The sequence below is a fragment of the Pedobacter sp. FW305-3-2-15-E-R2A2 genome, from assembly GCF_038446955.1.
Taxonomy (GTDB): domain Bacteria; phylum Bacteroidota; class Bacteroidia; order Sphingobacteriales; family Sphingobacteriaceae; genus Pedobacter.
Genome location: NZ_CP151803.1, coordinates 506,418 through 524,936, shown reverse-complemented (window position 1 = coordinate 524,936; position 18,519 = coordinate 506,418). Strand labels below are relative to the sequence as shown.

Genomic DNA, 18,519 nt, shown 5'->3' with positions numbered 1-18,519 from the left:
ATAAAATAGGTTAAATTTTAAACCCTTTAGGAAGCAACAGGCGGTCTACTACATGAATGGTTCCATTAAAAGTTTGGATATCAGAAGCGATCACAGTGGCAGGTTCTGCATCTGAGCCCTTAACCCTGACCTTAAGGGTAGTCCCGTTCCTGATAAAATCCAGGTTATTTAAATGAATCACACGGGCACGCTCACTATTATACAAGGTGACATAAGAACCGAGAATTTCATTTTTAAGGTCATTTGAAAAGAAGCAAATCGGATTCGGTTCCGGCGAAATGTATCTGCTGTTATAGGATAGGTCCATATTTCTCACATAAATCCCGCTGTACTGCCAGAAATGGTTGTTTAATATGGAATCCACAGGCAAATAATTAGATACTGTAAAATAATCCTCCAGGATGTAGGGAACACTCCGGCTGTTTAATTTTTGAACATCAGCCAGCGAATGTATCCCTGCCTTATGAAAAGCTTCATCCGTGGGTGCAAAAACAGAAGAAAAGCTGACATAAGGTTCTTTATTAAAAAACCGGTCTAGCTGATTGCCCGGAAACCCCGAGATTTCGGTATAAAACTGGTCATCATGCTCCAGAATACTCAGGTACAAACCGAATCTTCCATCTTCCTGGAGCGTTTGTCTGATGTCCTTGACGGGTCTGTTCAGCACTTTATCGATCGGAATCAGTGTACCATTGGTCCCGATCAAGATGTCTGCGGCATTGCCGGATACTTTACCGTTAACCAGCACTTTGTTATTTTCTATATTAAAGTAATGGCGATAGAGGTAATAACGAAATTCCCCATTCATCATCCCATACCGTTCAATGTAATTTTTATTTTCCAGCAAGCTCATGAAGAGGTAATTTGCCGATTGTGGATCCAGCGTTTCCGGTAATACCTGATTTTTAGCCGTATGGAACAGCAATAAGCTGTCTAAAACAGCGGCCGGTGTCCTGTTAATGGTCGCAATATTGTATCCCAAAGCTTCAAATGCTTTATTGTCCGGAACAAAAACAGTAACGGCGATCTTAGGATTTAAGGTTTTCAGGATTTTATCCATATTGCTTTTTCTCCATGCCGTATAAAAACAGGTATAGGCAGAACTTTCCAGGTTCTCCTGAATTGTCTTTTTAGTTTCATGATACGGGATATTCTCCCCCTCTGGTGCCGGCATAAATTCCTTTTTTGAACAGGAAGATAAAAGCAGCACCATCATTGAAATTACCAGTAAATGTAGTTTCATATTAAATGTTTTAAATCGTGTTTAGGGTCTGATTAATGCCTCTTCGGGATAGATGACCAGCTCTCCGGCTTCATGTATAATCCCATTCTTAAATAATAAATCAATCCTGTCGGCGGGTCCTGTTGTGGTTTCCCTGACAATCGGATAATTCCCATAGTCCGTTTTAATGACAAACAGGTTATAGCCTGCCATCCCATGACTATATTCTTCATCTCCCGGTATCGGAACACGCACAGCAGCACCGGAAGGGTCATAACCTCCTGAACCTCCGCTTTTCGTTAAAATGAGCAGATCGGAACGGAAAAACTGAAGCTTGAAAATGTAAGTGCCAAAAAGCCGCTTTTTAAAAGAAGCCGGATTTAATTTTTCAATATCATCCTCACTGATGTTCATCTGCTCAAATGCGGAGTTTGGCAAAGCCACTACCGTCCATGGACCTTGCATATCCAATTGATCCAACAGACCGAATTTTTTTAAGGCGGCAGTGAAAATGCGGTACCTTTCCTGGCTCTCGAGATACTTTTTAACCGTAACAGGCTGGTATTTAATCACCTTATCCACCGTATTTAATATCCCATTAGCGAGGTCAATGTCTTTTCTGATGATCCTGGAACCATTGATATAAAAATCATAGTCGATATCATTACCAAGGCTTAATAAGACCGGATGGCCCAGCAGCGTATTAAATGGATTGTCTACTGTTTTCTTAGCCACATCCATACTGCTCATTCTTTGCGTAACGATATGATATTTCATCACATCCCGCAGACTGTCCAGGTTCATTTTCTGAAAATCAGCGGGCGTCCTGATGCCCATATTGTTAAATGCCAGATCGCTTGGTGCAAAAACCGTGAATGGCCCCTGACCATTCAGTACTTCTGATAATCCGGTGATTTTCAGGGCAGCATTAAATAGTTTAAACTCATAATTGTTATTGATAAATTCTCCTGCGGGCCTTAAGTTAAGATTGGGTGCAAAAAGAACTACCCTTTCATGTTTACAGGCCAGGTTCAACACCAGCAGCAGAAAAACCATAAATTTCAGGCTATATTGTTTCATCATCATTTCGTTTTTTAATATACAGGAGGTGCGTATTTCCGCTGTACGGTGGTTAAGAAAACTTTTCCATTTACGATTTCCAGGGTATTGACCGTTCCAAATGTTCTTGGATTATAGGTTCCTGAATGAACATTGACCAACAGATTGGGCAACATGGCTGCGCCTCCCCAGTCCGCAAATGGCCTTACCAGTCCATTTTCAAAGCAATTGACGATCGCAAAATTCCCTTCATTGTCGTTATAAAGCTCGTAGTGCAGGTAGTTCTCCAAGGAGTTTCCCGGAGGCAGGAAAAAGAAACGCTGCCAGATTTTAGTGGAGATGTTGTTGCTTCCTGCATCCGCGAAAACCGGAAAACTAAAATAAGGATGTACCTTACTGGACTCAGTATCCCGGTGGACGGTGCCCATAAAAGCTTTATTATGTCCGTTAATCGCCCGGTCAAACCATTGCCCTTGTCCCTGGTCATAATTTACAAGCGAATAATAGACGTTCATCACATCTTTAATCCCGAAATTCAACATCCCCATTCGCTCGAATTTATCTTTAAACCCTGCATTTGCACTCCAGAATCCTTTGGAACTCATGTTATAGATATTGACGTACACCAGGGAATCTGATAAAGGCATTTTATGAAATTGTTCCTGCCTCAGGATCATCCCGTTCTCACGGGTATTGAAATCTTTCTGCAGCAGGTGCAGGGTAAAGACTTCCCCCTTTTCCAGGTTCAAAACGGTATCAACCAGCACTTTGCTCCTCAACTGTTTAGGCAATTGCAAAAAGGGAACTTCACTTTTTGGGCGGTAAACAAACATCACCCTTCTTTTTCCTGAGGGTACCTGCGCCCAGCTGCTCAGGTCATAACCATTCAGTACCGGCCCAACGAGTACATTTTCTTTTCCGGGGTATTCAGGGTTAAATACCGAAGTACTGTTCCCGATATGGGAAGGATAAGGTGGCGCATAATAGTCTCTTTTGTCCAAAAAATCGCCAATAACTTCCGCCCCCGTGACCACCCCGCTCCCATCAAACTTAGGCTCAATGAGCATGGTGAAAATCGGAAATTGTTCATTTTTATTCTCTACCGTAAGGTTGTAGGTAAAGTTATTGAACACCCTGAGGTAAGCCGGGGAGTCCATCTTAGTATATTCGATCTTACCACAGGCACTTAGGCAGAACAATAAAATGATCAGGTAATTTATGCTTATTTTTTTCATTTAGTTGTGGTTTAGGTTCTTTGATATGGAGGCCCTGGTTAATGGCCTGGTGTGCTCATCATTTTTTGTCAGAGGTTATGTTTAACCACGATCATCTTTGCTTTAAATGCCTCCGGAACCTGACTCCCGGTTCTTCCGATCAGAGCCACACTATAAATGCCCGGTTCATGAAAAGGCATCTTCTTGGCACCCGAGGTGTAGAGTTCTTTCCGGGCAATGAAGTTTTCATTGGTCAGGATTTTGATGTCACTTGCCCATACTCCCGGTGTTACCTGAGGGGTAGACCGGTAAGCAAGGATTTCATATTCCCTGCTTGACCAGTCTCCCCAAGTATAAGGAAAGCGCTCAGGTGCCTGCCCCGGTTTGAGGTTATAGACCGCGGGATTGTCTTTTTTATCGCCTAAAACCTGTCCATTCTTTGCCGTTACCGTCAGATAAGGAACATCTGGACAAAGATTCAGGAAGCGTTTACTGAATGGCATGGCAAAATACCGGTAATCATACGAAGCATCTTCTTCACTGGTTCCGGCATGCAGGACCCCGCTCAGATCGTTATTGGTAACGACTATTTTGGCAGGCCCTTCCGGTGTCGGGTAAAGCCATAAGGTATAATTCATCCCCGGATCAAGCGTTCGTTCCATTTGTGCCAGCACTTTTCCCGTCTGATCTACCGCTTCAATCTGATGTTTACCAGTTGACTTTGTCTGATAGGCGCTTGCTGCTGCATATTTTAAGTTTTCAGTAAGTGTTTCGCCATTCAGGCGGAAACTAACCGTTTGTTCCGGCAAGGCATTTACCGCCTGTATCCGGGCGAAAGATTGGTTGACCTCTGGTTTCTTATCGACAATAATTTTAAAGGAATTCTGATATTTAAAATCGGTATAATTCAGTTCATTTTTGAAAAACTCACAGCCAAACGGGTTGACCACGATGGTATACACCCCTCCGGGCTGATAAGTCTGTATTGGTGCATAGACAATGTACGAAGGATCGAAAATACTGCGGGGCATCGATGAGCTCGGTGGATCAATAATTCTATTAGGCGTATTGCCCGTCGCCCCTGCGATTTCTCTTCCTTTTTCGTTTAAAATTTTAAACTGATAGGTCCCATATGGGATTTCCACATAATCGGAAACCTTTTTCAGCGGATCAACATTGCTCGTGGCATTGCTCACCGGACGACCATCCGCATAGGCTAATGAAATTTTCCCATAATGTTCTTCAAAGGGTCCGTTAAAATTAGAGCGCGGGCCGATTTTAAAGGAAAGGTTGATCACCCTGATCTTAAAATAGCCCTTTTTAGGCTCCGTTTCATCGCGTTCTGTCATCAGGTAGTCGGCCTTTCCGTCCATTACTGCACTATTGACCACATAATAATCTACAGGTTTATTGTTCTCCAGGCCAATTGAGAAGTTGGCCATTTCGTAGGGGTTGCCATCGGTGTCCAGGTTCTGCAGCGTCAGGTTCAGCGTATGATCGCTGCCGAACAAAGCAGCAGGAACCTGCCATATCGCCCCGACTTTTGCATCTGTATTTTCGACACTCCACCAGCTGTTTCCCATACGGCCATCCTGAGGGAAATATTTGGTGCCGGGAAATTTATAGTGATTTTCTTTATAAGCGGGGTCACTGGGATGAATTGGAATCACAAAATTGGTTAAGCTATCGCCATTCGCGATCACATGGTCATAACCAAATAAATCAACAATCCTTGTTCCGGATAAATTTTCAGTGATGCGTTCTATAGCAGTATCCCTTTGAAAATTAATTTTTTCTTTCTTACAGGAGTAAGACAGTAGTAAGCTGATCACAGCTACATAAACCCATTTTGGGGAATACCGACTGCTCACTTTGTGATTTACTTCTTTAAACATGACTAAAATAAATTATAGGTAAAACCAAGCATTACTTCCATTCCTCTTTTAAAACTACGGTTCAGGTATTCATTGCCGTACCATTTCCCCCCGGTTCCCGGATTGGCATAAACAGTCTGGATATTTGGATTCAGGATATTTTTTGCATAGCCCTTAAAGAGAATCTTCTTTGCTAACCGCTGACTGAATACAAAATCCAGCATCGGTACCGGACGGGTGTATAAATCAGGTTCTCCTGTCAGGTTAATCTGCACCAGCCTTTCCCCTACCATGTTGAAAGAAGTGGTCAGATCGGTACCTGTTTTTTTATTGGTATAGTTTAACCAGGAATTGATAGAATAAGGCGCTTGTTCAAATAAAGGGCTGTTTTTGGGCGTATGCCTGTCTAAGGATTTACCGGCATTATAACGTGCTGTTGATTTATTGATGAGGCTTCTTGCCAGCATCATGTTGGAGCCGACAAAGAAATTTTTAAGCGGATACCAGATTCTTTCCAGGTCTTTGACGATTTCCATCTCTATTCCCCAGACTTTACCGGTATTCTCATCATTCTGATACTGTATTGTAGGAAACTCGGGATAAGTAGCTGCCAGTCCGTCTGTTTTTAAATTGAATACCCTGACCAATTGGTTATCAATTTGTTTTCCAAATACCGAGAAAGCCAGTACTTCGCCTGAATTCGGAAACCATTCCCATCTGAAATCCAGGTTTTTCGTATGCTGATTCACCAGCTTTGGATTTCCGATCACGAGTCCCATTTGAAAGGCATCAAATTCAAAAACATTGGTAATTTCTCTCAGTTCCGGCCTTGCTAAAGTCGTATTAAAGGCCGCTCTGAAATTCATATTCTTATGAAGGGAATAGTTTAAGTTCAGGGAGTAATAAGGTTTATAATTGACATTGTGAACAGAGTTTGGCTCCACCAGGATCAATGGAATCTTTGACCCTTCTGCTGTAGGTGCAGACAATGCAGGATCCAGAAAGACATTCGAGGTATCGACCACCGATCCTATGCTCGTCATTTCAAAGCGGACTCCCCCTGCAAGTCTGATCTTTTCCGAAAGGCGGACATCCAGCATGGTATATACCGCATTTGTTTCATAATATCCTTTATAGTTGTTTGGCGATTTCTGGCTGTTGTATAAAAAGCCACCCATAGGCATCATTCCCTCCCCTTGTCCAGACAAGGGAGCATGAACGCCGATCACCTCATTGCTCACCAAACGGTCCAGGTCGCCTTCCACATCATACAGCGGCAATGCCCCGTATTTGGTGAAATTTGAACCCGGCAATAACAAATGGTTCTCTGTAAAACTTCTTTCCCGGAAGAGGTAATTGACCCCTGTTTTAAATTCCTGTTTTTGTCCGAAGAGGTTAAACGGAATGCTTAAGTCGGCTTTATAATTGTAATTCTTTTCCTCCAGTTTACGCCATCTCCGTCCGTTTGGCTCTGCCTGAATAATGCCATAGGCACCAAATCCATTTACATATCCGGAGCTAAGTGCATATAAATGCTTGGAATAAGTTTTTATACCGCCAATACTTGTCTCCCCAATCTGGGGCCTCATGTACCAGCCACCACCTGTTGGCGTATAATTGGCAAGGGTTACAAAACGATAATCCGGTTCATTCTGACTGGAATTTGAAGAAGCGATATTGTAGCTTAGCTGTGGTGCATTTGCTCCTTTAGTAATTTTATGCTCTCCCTGGATGTTAAAGATATTTAAGGTCCGGTAAGATTGTTTAATCGAATAGATATCGCTGGATACCGTTCCCGGTAGTCCTGAATATTGATATCCACCCGCTAAATTTGTCGCCGTACTTTCGCCACCCCAGCTACCCATATACTGTGCACTGATTTCATGCCGTTCATTGAAGCGGTAAGCCAGGCCTCCAAGCACCCCATAGTTTAAAATTTCAGCACCGGTATTCTCTTTATAAGTCTGATATTTACCCATGTACAAACCGTTTGGGGTTACATAGTTGGGGATATTCCGAAAGCTATATACATCCTTATTACCGGTAATTACCCCCTGGTAAATGCTGTATTGGGTTAAATCTCCCTGATAAGTGTCGGTAATGCGACGGTAATAATTCCCTCCGAGGATCAATCCGATTTTGTGTTTTTTAAAGACCTTAAAATTATTGCCATACGTCATGGAATACAATTGATTCAAGGGTGCTTTTTTATACCCCGTTTTTAAAGCAGGATCGAAGCTCTGCATAATGGAATTAATACGGTTTACTTCTTTCTGAGTTTCCAGACTATAATTGGTATTGGCAATCAGCTTCTGGATTGAGCCCAATCCGTCGGGATATTTTTCAGAAAGTGCCAGGAAATCAGGTCTCAGATTTTTATCGTTTATTTTGGTTCCCAAAATCCCCAGATCACTATTGTAGAAACTATTGTAGTTCCCACGATAACCGACATTGGAATTGAATCCTGACTGCGCAACCACCTCAAATGTCTGAGACTCGGGGATAGATTTAGTCTTTAATTCAATAATTCCGGATGCTGCATCTGCCGGCTTATCCGGAGTTACGGTTTTATAGACGGTAATGTTATCCAGCAATGATGCCGGAACAAGGTCTAAAGGAATAGAGGTACGATCCGGATCCGAAGATGCCAATCGCACGCCATTCAGCTGTGCGATGACACTTCGTTCACCTAATCCCCTGATTGCTACAAACTTTTCATCTGTTACCGTTACCCCTGTGACCCTTTGCAGGGCCTGCGTAGTCGTGATACTTGCTGTTCTTTCTATTTGTTGCGCAGAAATCGCATCCTGTACAATACCAGATAATCTTCTTTCATCCAGGACCGCAGCTTCCGTGTTCGCCTTTCTCCTTGCATGTACCGTTACTTCTTTTAAAGCGGTACTCAAAATTTTCAGACCTACATTTTGTACAGATCTGGCATCATCTACACGTACCTCTGCAGACTGGTAGCCTATCGATTGAAATTGCAGGGTTACCCCATAACCCGGAATCTTCAAAGAAAAATTGCCTTGATTGTCAGTGAATGTCGACGCCTGCGCCCCTTTGATCCGTACGGAGACTCCAATTAATGATTCTTTCGTTTTTTCATCGATTACTCTTCCTGTAACCAGAAATTGCGCAGATCTGGTCACGACAGAAACAAAGCCGTTCAGCTCCACATAGGTAAGCGGCGTACCCGACAATACCTGTTCTAAAGCATGTCTGACGGTAATTTTTGGAGAAGAGATGGTTAACTTCTTTTCATAACCTTTGATGAGGTCATCTCTCATTAAAAAGCGAATCCCACTTTCCTTTTCAATTGCAAGTATGCTCTCTTTCATACCCGCATTTTTAACAGATAGCCTGATCGTCTGATCTAAACCCTGGCTATGCCCTTCACGGGCAAACAAGAGACTTACAAATATTAATGTCGTTACCGTTAAAACAAATGAAAATCTCATTAGAAACTTGATTCTATCATTTTTAATTAAAAAAAATCTTACGGATGGATAAGGAATAAATCCTTTTTGCATACTTTTATAGAATTAGAAGGTTACTCTCGGATTTCCGAAAGAATCTGTTAATTAAATAACCAATGTGACGTCCAAATCTTTTGGTTATTGACCCATTTGAAATCGTTCTCCTTAGATGGAGGGCGATTTTTGCGTTTAGTGTAGCATTTTTACATAGTTTTCTGGTTTTAGGTTAATAGATCGTAATTACCTTGTCTTTTACTTTATAGTTGAACCCAAACGAAGCGCTTAAGCCATCCAGGAATTGATAAACCGGCATGTTACCATCCAATGTTACCGTAATAGGAATTTGCTTTAATGTTTCTGAGTTGATGTTTATGGATACATTATACCACCTGCTGATCTGGTTGGTGAGCTCTAAAAGTGGGGTCCCATCAAAAACCAGGTGACCTTGCTTCCAGTTCTTTACATTTTCAATATTGAAACTGGATTTTTGTACTCCGGAATGCTGGTGATAGGATACTTGTTCGCCAGGATTCAGGATGGCCAATTCCTGGGTGTCCTCCTCAGTAAGCCGGTCGACCCTTACTTTACCACTGGTTACAGAAACCAAAATCGGGCTTCCCTGAAATGAGCTGACCTTAAAGGTCGTCCCCAATACCTGGGTTCTTAAATTTTCAGTATAAATCATGAACGGCTTTTCCCTATTCTTTGTGACTTCAAAATAGGCTTCACCTTTCAAGATCACTTCTCTTTTATTTCCGGAGAAATCTGCAGAATAAGATAGCGCACTGCCAGGGCCAAGATAAACTTTGGTTCCATCGGCCAGGCTGAAACTGGAGCGGCGGCCCAAAGGATTGCTTTGAACCAAGTCAAGGGACGTTGGTTGAGTTGATTTATTTTTCCTGGTGGAAATGCTATAAATTCCAACACCTAAAACTAAAGCCGTAAGGACAGCAGCATAACGCAATATCACATTTAGCTTTGTTATTTTCCTTCCGGTATTGATGGGATCACTTTCTATAGGAACAGCTTCGGATGCTGTGCTGAACTTTGAACTCCATTCCTTTTTCCATTCCGAGAGTTTAACCGGATCAACCTCTCCCTGGCTGGCAAAGTCCAAATGTTCATTCAGCAGCTCATCCAATAAATGTTGTCCCATAGCAGTCTTCAGGAATTCATTGATCCTTAAAGATTCTTCACTGGAACATTTTCCATTTAAAAATTGTAATAACTCGGTTTTGTTGATAGGTTGCTCCATTTTTCCTTAAATGTCCGGTGGTGTAATAAGCTAAACACCTATTTAAAGAAGTAGTACTATCGATGATGAAAATATTTTTTATTAACCATTATTTTAGCCATAGACGAAGATGGCAATGTCAGGTCAGGGCAAAGGCAGCTGCATATACAATTTCAAAACCATGATATTCAGATTTCAATTTAATACACAACCCTTTTTCGAAGTTTTCACTGATCAGATTTGCTGCAATACCATATAAATCCAGTCCGGGCGGTTTCACAATCAACGTTAACTGATAACTCAGGATCTCGTCATTCTTTTCCGGCACAGGATAGGTTTCCAGCTTGCTATCCTTAATATAGACTCCAGCCTTATTCAGTGCATCGTTGATCAGATACATCAGGTTATCGTCCCAGGTCACATCTAAATTTGAAGGACCATTATATTCACAAAGTATAGAAACAGGGAATTCTACCCTGATTTCAATTGCCTGTTCGTATAGAACATTGATTTCAAATTTCTTCATCCTCGACAGAGCGGGCCCAGCTTTTCGTTTTCATGATCGCTTTAACTTCATCATAAGATAGCGGATAAAAGTCGTGTGCATCCACGCCGACATCAAAAGAAAGCCGATGAGCCAGGTCAGGCAGATTTCCATGAGAATGTCCATATAGATGCCATGTACCCCTTGAATCCCCTCTCCATACTCTCATGGCATAATGAAAAAGAACAATCCTTTGAACCCCGTTTCCACGTTCCTCGTCTTTGATCTTAACTTCATGATATTCTTTTATCCACTTGAATCTTTTCCGGTATCCTAAAGCCGAACCTTCGTGATTTCCAACGATAAGGTAAATAATGCCGTTTAGTCTGCTGACTATATTTTGAAAATCTTCTGGTGTGGTAATTCCAAAGTCACCAAGATGATAGACCTCATCATTGGGTCCAATCTTCTCGTTCCATCTTGCAATCATGACTTCATTCATCTCTTCCACATTTAAAAATGGCCGATTGCTAAACTTAATAATGTTTGTATGTCCGAAATGATGGTCTGAAGTAAAAAAGATATTGCTCATTAATTAATTACATTAGTATATACAGCTATTTGGCTGCTTCATAAAAAACAGGGCATACAAATCTTGCCTGATCTTAAACTAAGATAGGTTTCTTTAGGAAGAAGCCATAATTTCCATCGGTCATCAACCCGGTTTCCCCGGAAGATTTTCCAGTTTATACTTCAGCACCTCGTATTCCCTTTCCAAATTCCGGAAGGCTTTGGTATTGACGGGATTTCCGTCATTATCTGCCATTTGTTTTAAATAATCGGCTTCCAGTACATCAAACCGCTGCTTTACCAGCGCATATTTCTGTTTTTCCTGCTGTTTTTCCTTACTTTCTACTGCTCCGTTCAAATTTCCAATATAAGCACTGTCTGAAATGGCCTTGCCATTGGCGGATTTAAAGCAGATATAAGCCTCAATCGGTTCCTCAACCCGCTGCTCGTACAAATCGATAAAATAACTCCCGGCATCTCTCCTGCAGGCATTAATCACAGACATTGCCGTTTTTTCCAGCGGGTGATAAAGAAGAATCATCACCGTGTCGTTGTACTGACCACTCGGATCCCAGCTCACCAATACTCCTTTTTCCTTCTTTTCGATTTTAAGATCATTTGCACCTGGTAAATTACCATTGCTGAGTATGACCTTACTATAATCCACAGAAATATTAGGGTATTCCCCCTTTAAAGCGTGTTTTTTAATATAAGAAGTCGCGAGGTTATGGGCATTTCGAACCGTTCCTCTTGCTTCCAGCTCAAAGCTGACATTGGTAAACTCAGAGATCCTGCTCACCATTTCCATAGTCACGGACATCGCCTGACGGTTAGCCAGCTGATTCCTGCTTGGTTTACCCGGATCGCCGATCATACGAACAACAGGCTGTCCGTTCAGCATGTAAAAAACCAGGTTGTGTAATTTTCCATTTAAGGCCCCCAGAGGGCCATTTGGTGCTTTTGCCATATTTAACAGGTTAATTATTCAGTGACATCAGTTAATAAGTTTTATATCAACAATACCAATATAAGCAATAAATTTTATTAAAGTGAATAATAAGCGTACATCAAGTTACCAATTGCTTTTATTTTACAAATAATTTTCACGTGAGAAGAACAAGGGTTGATGGGGCTACAGGCCCTCATAGGCCCTAGCAACCTACCCTCAATAAAGAAACAAAATAGGCGCAACTGGAAGCTTAGTATAGGCCCTTCCAGGATGACGATACCAGTCGGACATGACCAAATGTCTTTTTTACTATAGGATAACAGGTTGTAACAAAACATTTAAAGTTTTTCCTATCTTCAGATTCTCAACAATAACAAATAGGGACGGATATATTTATTATAATGAAACCAAGGGAATTAATCATCAACAGCATTGAGCAGACCTTAGTTGAACCACTAAGTAAACTGGGATTTACGTTTTCAAAAAGTACACTCACGTTTAAACGGAAACTTAAGGAATTCGTTCAGACCATCAGTTTTCAATTGAACAGGCACAATGAAGAAAATACATGTGCTGAATTCTGGACCTCCTACAGCGTTTCCTCAAAGGAATATTCCCGCTGGCACAAAGCAGAATTCGGAACAGGAGACACCAATGATCATTTGAGCACTGAAATGGACTGGAACATCAAAGGCATGACATTTCCTGTCATTGACAACATGCAAGAGTTACATTTTCAGATCATCGCAGAATCACATCGTGAAAGAGTGATGAGTATTTTAAAAGAAAACGTAATTAACGTAGGCATTCCTTATCTGAATCGTCTTTCTGACTGGGAAAATGCAGCGCAGGACCTGGTGGACAAAGATTGGTTTCATGATAAGGCCGCTGATTTCTTCCTGATTGCAAGCAATAAGGAGAAAGCACGATGGGCATTGCAGCAAGGGCTTGATTACTGGGACCGAAATCCAAAAGCTTCTTTCCCTGAAAGTAAAGATGAGCTTCATAAAAGGATTGTCAAATACTTTTCATAGGATTGTCGTAGCTGGCACAATTATTTCTTATCTTTAAGTTGGATAAAACAATTGACCATCATTAAAAAATGCTTTTACCTACTGTCGGTATTGAACAAATTTTCAATCTTCCTTATACCAGGGAGGACTTTAAAGTAGTTCATCACCAACCAATCAACATGCCTTCTATTCCCCATGCCCATAAGCATGATTTTTATATGATTTTACTCATCGAAAAGGGAAGCGGTACACATACCATAGATTTTAAAGCGCATGAAGTAAAGGATAAAATGGTGTTTTTTCTTGCTCCCGGGCAGGCACATCAATGGGAACTTTCAAAAGATACCTCAGGCTATCAGCTGATGTTTTCCCTGAAATTTCTCTTGCCGGGAAGTCAGCGTTTCCCTTATTTCAACCTATCGGCTTCCCCATTTCTTCCCCTCACAGACGACCAATACTTTTCGCTGATCCAGGAACTTGAAAAAATGGAAAAGGAGGTCCTTCATTCTGAAGACTTATATATTGATGTACTTCAATCCCGTTTACAGGTGGCTTTGTTATTGATCAAAAGATGGTACAGCGATAATTTTTCAGTGCAGGAATTCGCTCCGGATCACCGCATTATCAACAGTTTCCTAACGCTTCTGGAAACACATTATGCCACACATAGTGAAGTTTCCTTTTATGCCAATGAGATGAGTGTCACCGCAAATTACCTGAACCAGGTGTGCAGAAAAAAATCGGGGATCACGGCCGGGGATTACATCAGGGAGCGGATTTTACTGGAGGCCAAGCGAATGCTCACCTTCAGCACGCTTGACATTAAAGAGATCGCCTATACACTGGGTTTTAATGATACTTCTTACTTTTCCCGCTTTTTCAGGAAATATACCAACAGCAGTCCACAGGAATTTCGCAAAATGAATAATTAGTACCCTTGATGTGCTAAACAGTCCTACTCCGGTATTTTAGGGAAATATACATTTGCATATGAATTACCGCATTACCTATTTAGTGGCTTTGCTGATCTTCAGCCTATGCACTTTAACCGCATGTTCACAAGAAAAAACCATGGAACCTACGAAAACCGGAGTCTTCGATATCATCGCAGCACAAAACCCAACGAAACTTAAAGAATGGATTTCCAGTCATAAAGACCTGGAGGTACGAAATGAAAAAGGAGAAACGCTACTGATGGCGGCAACCTATTTAAACCAGCTCCCAATGGCCCGTCTATTGATTGAGGCGGGAGCAAACGTAAATGCGCAGGACAAGATGCTAAACAGTCCTTTCCTTTATGCCGGAGCTTCCGGTTACCTGGATATTGTTAAACTTTGCTTAGCAGCAGGCGCAGATTATAAAATCTTTAACCGATACAACGGTACCGCATTGATTCCTGCCTGTGAAAAAGGACATGTGGCCGTCGTTGCCGAATTGTTAAAGGACAAGACCTTTCCTATAGATCACATTAACAGGTTAGGCTGGACTGCGCTGTTGGAAGCGGTGATCTTAGCCGATGGCAACAGCAAACAGGTCCAGATTGTACAAATGCTGGTAGATGCCGGAGCTGATGTAAATATTGCCGACAAGGATGGTGTGACCTCTTTGATGCATGCACGTCAGAAAAACTTCAAAGAAATCGTCAGTATCCTGGAAAAAGCAGGTTCAAAAAAATAATAGATTACAGATGAAAAAAATAACATTTCTATTGCTTGGCCTGTTCTCCATTCAGGTATCATTTGCCCAGAAGAAAGCAGCAGACCTCTTGATTAAGTCGGCCACAATTATTGACGTAAACACAGGGAAAATTATCCCTAAACAGATGATCGCCATTAAAAACGGGCTGATCACCGCTGTTTTACCGGAAAGCCAGCTTGCGAAATATACTGCAGCAAAGACCCTGGATGCCCGGGGTAAATATGTGATGCCCGGCCTTTGGGATATGCACATGCATTTTGGCGGCGGAACGGAAATCATTGAAGAAAACAAGAACCTTCTTCCTTTATACCTTGCTTATGGAATTACCACCATTCGCGATGCAGCAGCCGATATTAGTCCGAGTGTATTGCAATGGAGAGCAGAGATTGAAGCAGGAAAGCTTCAAGGGCCAACAATTTTCACTTCAGGGCCTAAACTGGAGGGCTATAAATCGGTCTGGAAAGGAGACATTGAGGTAGGCAATACTCAGGAGATCAGCCAGGCACTCGATTCTCTGCAAAAGATGAAAGTCGACTTTGTGAAGATCACAGACAATACCCTGAGTCCGGAGCTTTTCTTAGAAAGCATCAGAATGGCCCGCCAGCGTGGGTATCCCGTATCGGCACACATCCCGAATGCGCTGACCATGGAACAGATCGCAGCGGCAGGGCTAAGTTCCGTAGAACACCTTGGTTATGCCCTTAAAGCAGGATCTAAAGTGGAGCAGGAGATTTCCGCAGCAGTGGCAGCAGGGACTTTAAAAGGCAAGGCATTTAACCAAAAGGTGATGGATACTTTTGATGAAACCGCAGCAATGGCGACCTACAGCAATATGGCACAACATGGCATGTACATTACCCCGACCTTATCGCTAAATTACATTCTGACTTATTTCGAGAAAGACAACCATAAGCATGATACTTACCTTCAATACATTGGAAAAGGGCTTCAAAAAACTTACGAAGGAAGGGTAAAAAGAGTAGAACAGGATGATGCTGCAGCCATTGAATTCAGGCATCAGCTATTTGAGAAAACCGTTAAAACCTTGCCATTATTGCAAAAAGCAGGCGTAAAAATAATGGCAGGAACAGATGCAGGATACCTGAATTCTTATGCCTATCCTGGCATCGGTTTACACAAAGAGCTGGAGTTATTGGTAAAATACGGATTAACACCACTTCAGGCATTACAGGCATCCGTAGTCAATTCTCCGGCCTTTCTGAATAAGAAAGCTTATGGGAGCCTGAGTACAGGAAAAAGAGCAGATCTCTTGCTATTGAATGAAAATCCGCTAAAAAACATCAGTGCTACCCAAAAAATATACGCGGTGATTACAAAAGGAGAATTACTGAACAGAGCTACACTGGATCAGATGCTGGAGCATGTTAAAAAGAAAAACAATTTATAACCATAAAACAACTTCGATTAAGTAATTTAGAGATTAATTAACGGTTAACTCAACCCTATGAAGGTCTCGATAATTCTTGCAGATGATCATCCGGCGATTCTGGAAGGCATACAAGCTTACCTTGGCAAAGATGATCAGTTTAACATCGTTGACAGCGTATACAATGGCCTGGCCCTTTTACAATCCGAAGCCATCCACCGGGCAGATTTGATCTTACTTGACTTGAATATGCCTGGTTTGGACGGATTAAAGACACTTGATGAGCTGAAAAACAGGTCACTGAAAGCAAAGATTATCATCATGACCAATTACAATTCTCCGGAGCTGATTAAAGATTGTAAGTCAAAGGGAGCAAGTGGATATGTGGTTAAATCAGGGAAACTGGAGCTGCTTTCAGGAATCATTTTGCAGGTATTGGCGGGTAAACCCTATTTCCCCATCCTTGGGGAAGACCAAAACGAGCAGGGTTCTTTTTCCTATTTTGATGACTTTCTGAAAAAACATAAGCTCACAAAACGTGAGGTGGAAATCATCAGACTGGTTTGCCAGAATCTGAGAACCAGGGAAATTGCGGAACGGTTATACCTTTCTGAATTCACGATTCATACCCACAGAAAAAACATCATGCGGAAATTGGAGATCGGAGATTCTACCGTTGCGCTTTATGATTTCGCGATCAAGAATAAACTCATTATGAACGCATAAAAAAGCCTGCCGGTTTTTCCGGCAGGCTTTATAGCTATACCAGCTTAATACCCCGGATTCTGAGGTCTCAGATTTAAATTGTTTTTAATCTCCACACTTGGCAGTGGGAATAACAGGTGTTTTTCTGCAAGTTTGGTGGATGGACTACCAGCAAATGCATGTCCGACAAAGTTATCAAAGCCATTGGTGGTTTCATTGTACACTTTTCTTAGGCGCACCATGTCAAACCAGGTAATGCCTTCATAACATAGCTCATGCCAGCGTTCGCGCCATACGGCTTCTTCAAATGCCGTCTGGGAAAGACCTGAAAGCTCTGGCAACAGGGCACGTCTTCTGATCTTATTCACCGCTTCATAGGCAGCAGCGTTTGGCGATCCGTCTGCTCGGTTCTGTGCTTCAGCATAAACTAACAGCACCTCTGCAAATCGGATTTGAGGCCAGTTTAAATCACTTTGTGTTGTTCCTTTCGTGCCGAATGTTCCATTGGCAACGATATCAAAGTGTTTAAAAATATAAGGGGCATTTAACGGTTTCAATGCGCCATCTCCACCAGTATAATAGGAGGTGTAGAAGAAACCTTCTCTATCTTTGGCCCTTAAATCTCCCGGTTCAAAAGATTGATAAAACTCGTTTGTCGGAACGGTACTTCCCATTTCATCACTATAGGCAGAAACATCTTTAAAATTTGGCAATAGTAACTGTTGCATTGGATTGCCAGTAACCGATGCCAGGTATTGAATTTCAAAAATATGTTCCCCTTTATTTTCCTGACTTAGACTATGGAGGTCTGCATAAGAGGAAAAAAGGCCATAACCACTACTGGTCATTACTTCCAGAGATTTATCTGCTGCAAGTTTATAATAAGCTGCTCCTTTGTTTAAAGGTTGCCCCGCCATAGTCAGGTATACTTTAGCCAATAGAGACTTTACGGCTCCTTTACTCACCCTGCCACTTGCATCCTGCCATGGAAGTCCAGCCGCTTCAGCAGCAATCAGATCATCAGTAATCTGTTTATAAATTTGCTCTGTAGCTGTTCTTGTCGGATAAAAATCTTTAGAACCCGCACTTTGAGGAGTTGTAATTAATGGAACATCTCCATACAACCTTACCAGGTAAAAGTAAGCCCAGGCACGCAAAAACTTTGCTTCACCGATAATCTGTGCCTTCCGCGTCCCGTCCATAGGTTCAATTCCAGGTACCCTTTCCGTCACCAAATTGGTTTGTGCGATGACATTATATAAACCTGCCCACCAATTTCTAACCAACAGATTTTCCCCGTTAAAAGACAAGCCAAGCAGGTTGTTCAAATCTGAATTCTGTCCGGTCTCCGTTCTTGCTGTTCCTGTCACCAATTCCAGCATAGAAAAATTTGCGGCAAAAATACCTGCGCCACTTCCAATAAAACGGGTTTGTGCATAAGCGGCAGCGACGGCAGCTTCTGCATGTTCCGGAATGGTATAATAGGTTTCCGGGGTTAAGTTGGAGGGATCGCTTTCACTAAGGAATTTTTTACATCCCGCTCCAAGTACCACTAAGGCAACAAGGAGAATTTTTCCGGTATATTTTATATTTAATTTCATAATATCTTTAATTAATGTAGACAACTATTA

The 18,519-nt window shown here is 41.9% G+C and carries 15 protein-coding genes; 5 read left to right on the top strand and 10 right to left on the bottom strand.

Annotated elements, in window-relative coordinates; genetic code table 11:
• Nucleotides 1-10: 10 nt before the first annotated feature.
• The 9 genes from AAFF35_RS02095 to AAFF35_RS02055 all read right to left on the bottom strand — a co-directional run bounded on the left by AAFF35_RS02095 (nucleotide 11) and on the right by AAFF35_RS02055 (nucleotide 12,103).
• On the bottom strand, nucleotides 11-1,243 hold the full coding sequence (locus AAFF35_RS02095) for a fasciclin domain-containing protein (protein ID WP_342330659.1): 1,233 nt from the start codon (nucleotides 1,241-1,243) through the stop codon (nucleotides 11-13).
• Nucleotides 1,244-1,264: 21 nt separating this feature from the next.
• A complete protein-coding gene (locus AAFF35_RS02090) occupies nucleotides 1,265-2,308 on the bottom strand; it encodes a fasciclin domain-containing protein (protein WP_342330658.1) in 1,044 nt (347 codons plus the stop codon).
• 8 nt (nucleotides 2,309-2,316) lie between these two features.
• Nucleotides 2,317-3,516: a hypothetical protein gene (locus AAFF35_RS02085; RefSeq protein ID WP_342330657.1), complete on the bottom strand. Its 1,200-nt coding sequence runs from the start codon at nucleotides 3,514-3,516 to the stop codon at nucleotides 2,317-2,319.
• A 68-nt stretch (nucleotides 3,517-3,584) separates the two neighbouring features.
• Nucleotides 3,585-5,390, bottom strand: a complete 1,806-nt coding sequence (locus tag AAFF35_RS02080) for a DUF4397 domain-containing protein (RefSeq protein WP_342330656.1) — start codon at nucleotides 5,388-5,390, stop codon at nucleotides 3,585-3,587.
• A gap of 2 nt (nucleotides 5,391-5,392) precedes the next feature.
• The gene (locus tag AAFF35_RS02075) at nucleotides 5,393-8,830 is read right to left on the bottom strand and encodes a carboxypeptidase-like regulatory domain-containing protein (RefSeq protein WP_342330655.1); all 3,438 of its coding nucleotides are present in this window, start codon (nucleotides 8,828-8,830) and stop codon (nucleotides 5,393-5,395) included.
• A 244-nt stretch (nucleotides 8,831-9,074) separates the two neighbouring features.
• Nucleotides 9,075-10,103, bottom strand: a complete 1,029-nt coding sequence (locus AAFF35_RS02070) for a FecR domain-containing protein (RefSeq protein ID WP_342330654.1) — start codon at nucleotides 10,101-10,103, stop codon at nucleotides 9,075-9,077.
• A gap of 118 nt (nucleotides 10,104-10,221) precedes the next feature.
• Nucleotides 10,222-10,608, bottom strand: a complete 387-nt coding sequence (locus AAFF35_RS02065; protein ID WP_342330653.1) for a hypothetical protein — start codon at nucleotides 10,606-10,608, stop codon at nucleotides 10,222-10,224.
• Nucleotides 10,595-11,158, bottom strand: coding sequence for a hypothetical protein (locus tag AAFF35_RS02060; protein ID WP_342330652.1), 564 nt, complete (start codon nucleotides 11,156-11,158; stop codon nucleotides 10,595-10,597). The genes AAFF35_RS02065 and AAFF35_RS02060 overlap by 14 nt, the downstream gene beginning before the upstream one ends.
• A 123-nt stretch (nucleotides 11,159-11,281) precedes the next feature.
• Nucleotides 11,282-12,103, bottom strand: coding sequence for a DUF6266 family protein (locus AAFF35_RS02055; RefSeq protein ID WP_342330651.1), 822 nt, complete (start codon nucleotides 12,101-12,103; stop codon nucleotides 11,282-11,284).
• 383 nt (nucleotides 12,104-12,486) lie between these two features.
• Between AAFF35_RS02055 and AAFF35_RS02050 the strand changes: the two genes are divergently transcribed.
• The 5 genes from AAFF35_RS02050 (at nucleotide 12,487) to AAFF35_RS02030 (ending at nucleotide 16,909) form a co-directional block, all read left to right on the top strand.
• Nucleotides 12,487-13,119 carry a DUF4304 domain-containing protein gene (locus AAFF35_RS02050; protein WP_342330650.1) on the top strand — a complete coding sequence of 211 codons (633 nt, stop codon included), beginning with the start codon at nucleotides 12,487-12,489 and terminating at the stop codon, nucleotides 13,117-13,119.
• A 68-nt stretch (nucleotides 13,120-13,187) separates the two neighbouring features.
• Entirely contained in the window at nucleotides 13,188-14,030 is an 843-nt protein-coding gene (locus AAFF35_RS02045; protein ID WP_342330649.1) for a helix-turn-helix domain-containing protein, read from the top strand.
• Nucleotides 14,031-14,169: 139 nt separating this feature from the next.
• Nucleotides 14,170-14,775, top strand: coding sequence for an ankyrin repeat domain-containing protein (locus tag AAFF35_RS02040; protein ID WP_342330648.1), 606 nt, complete (start codon nucleotides 14,170-14,172; stop codon nucleotides 14,773-14,775).
• Nucleotides 14,776-14,785: 10 nt separating this feature from the next.
• Entirely contained in the window at nucleotides 14,786-16,204 is a 1,419-nt protein-coding gene (locus tag AAFF35_RS02035) for an amidohydrolase family protein (protein ID WP_342330647.1), read from the top strand.
• A gap of 57 nt (nucleotides 16,205-16,261) precedes the next feature.
• Entirely contained in the window at nucleotides 16,262-16,909 is a 648-nt protein-coding gene (locus AAFF35_RS02030; RefSeq protein WP_342330646.1) for a response regulator transcription factor, read from the top strand.
• 44 nt (nucleotides 16,910-16,953) lie between these two features.
• Here the strand turns inward: AAFF35_RS02030 and AAFF35_RS02025 are convergent, their stop codons facing one another.
• Nucleotides 16,954-18,489 (bottom strand): RagB/SusD family nutrient uptake outer membrane protein, encoded by a 1,536-nt coding sequence (locus AAFF35_RS02025; protein ID WP_342330645.1) that lies wholly within the window; start codon nucleotides 18,487-18,489, stop codon nucleotides 16,954-16,956.
• Between the last annotated feature and the right edge of the window lie 30 nt (nucleotides 18,490-18,519).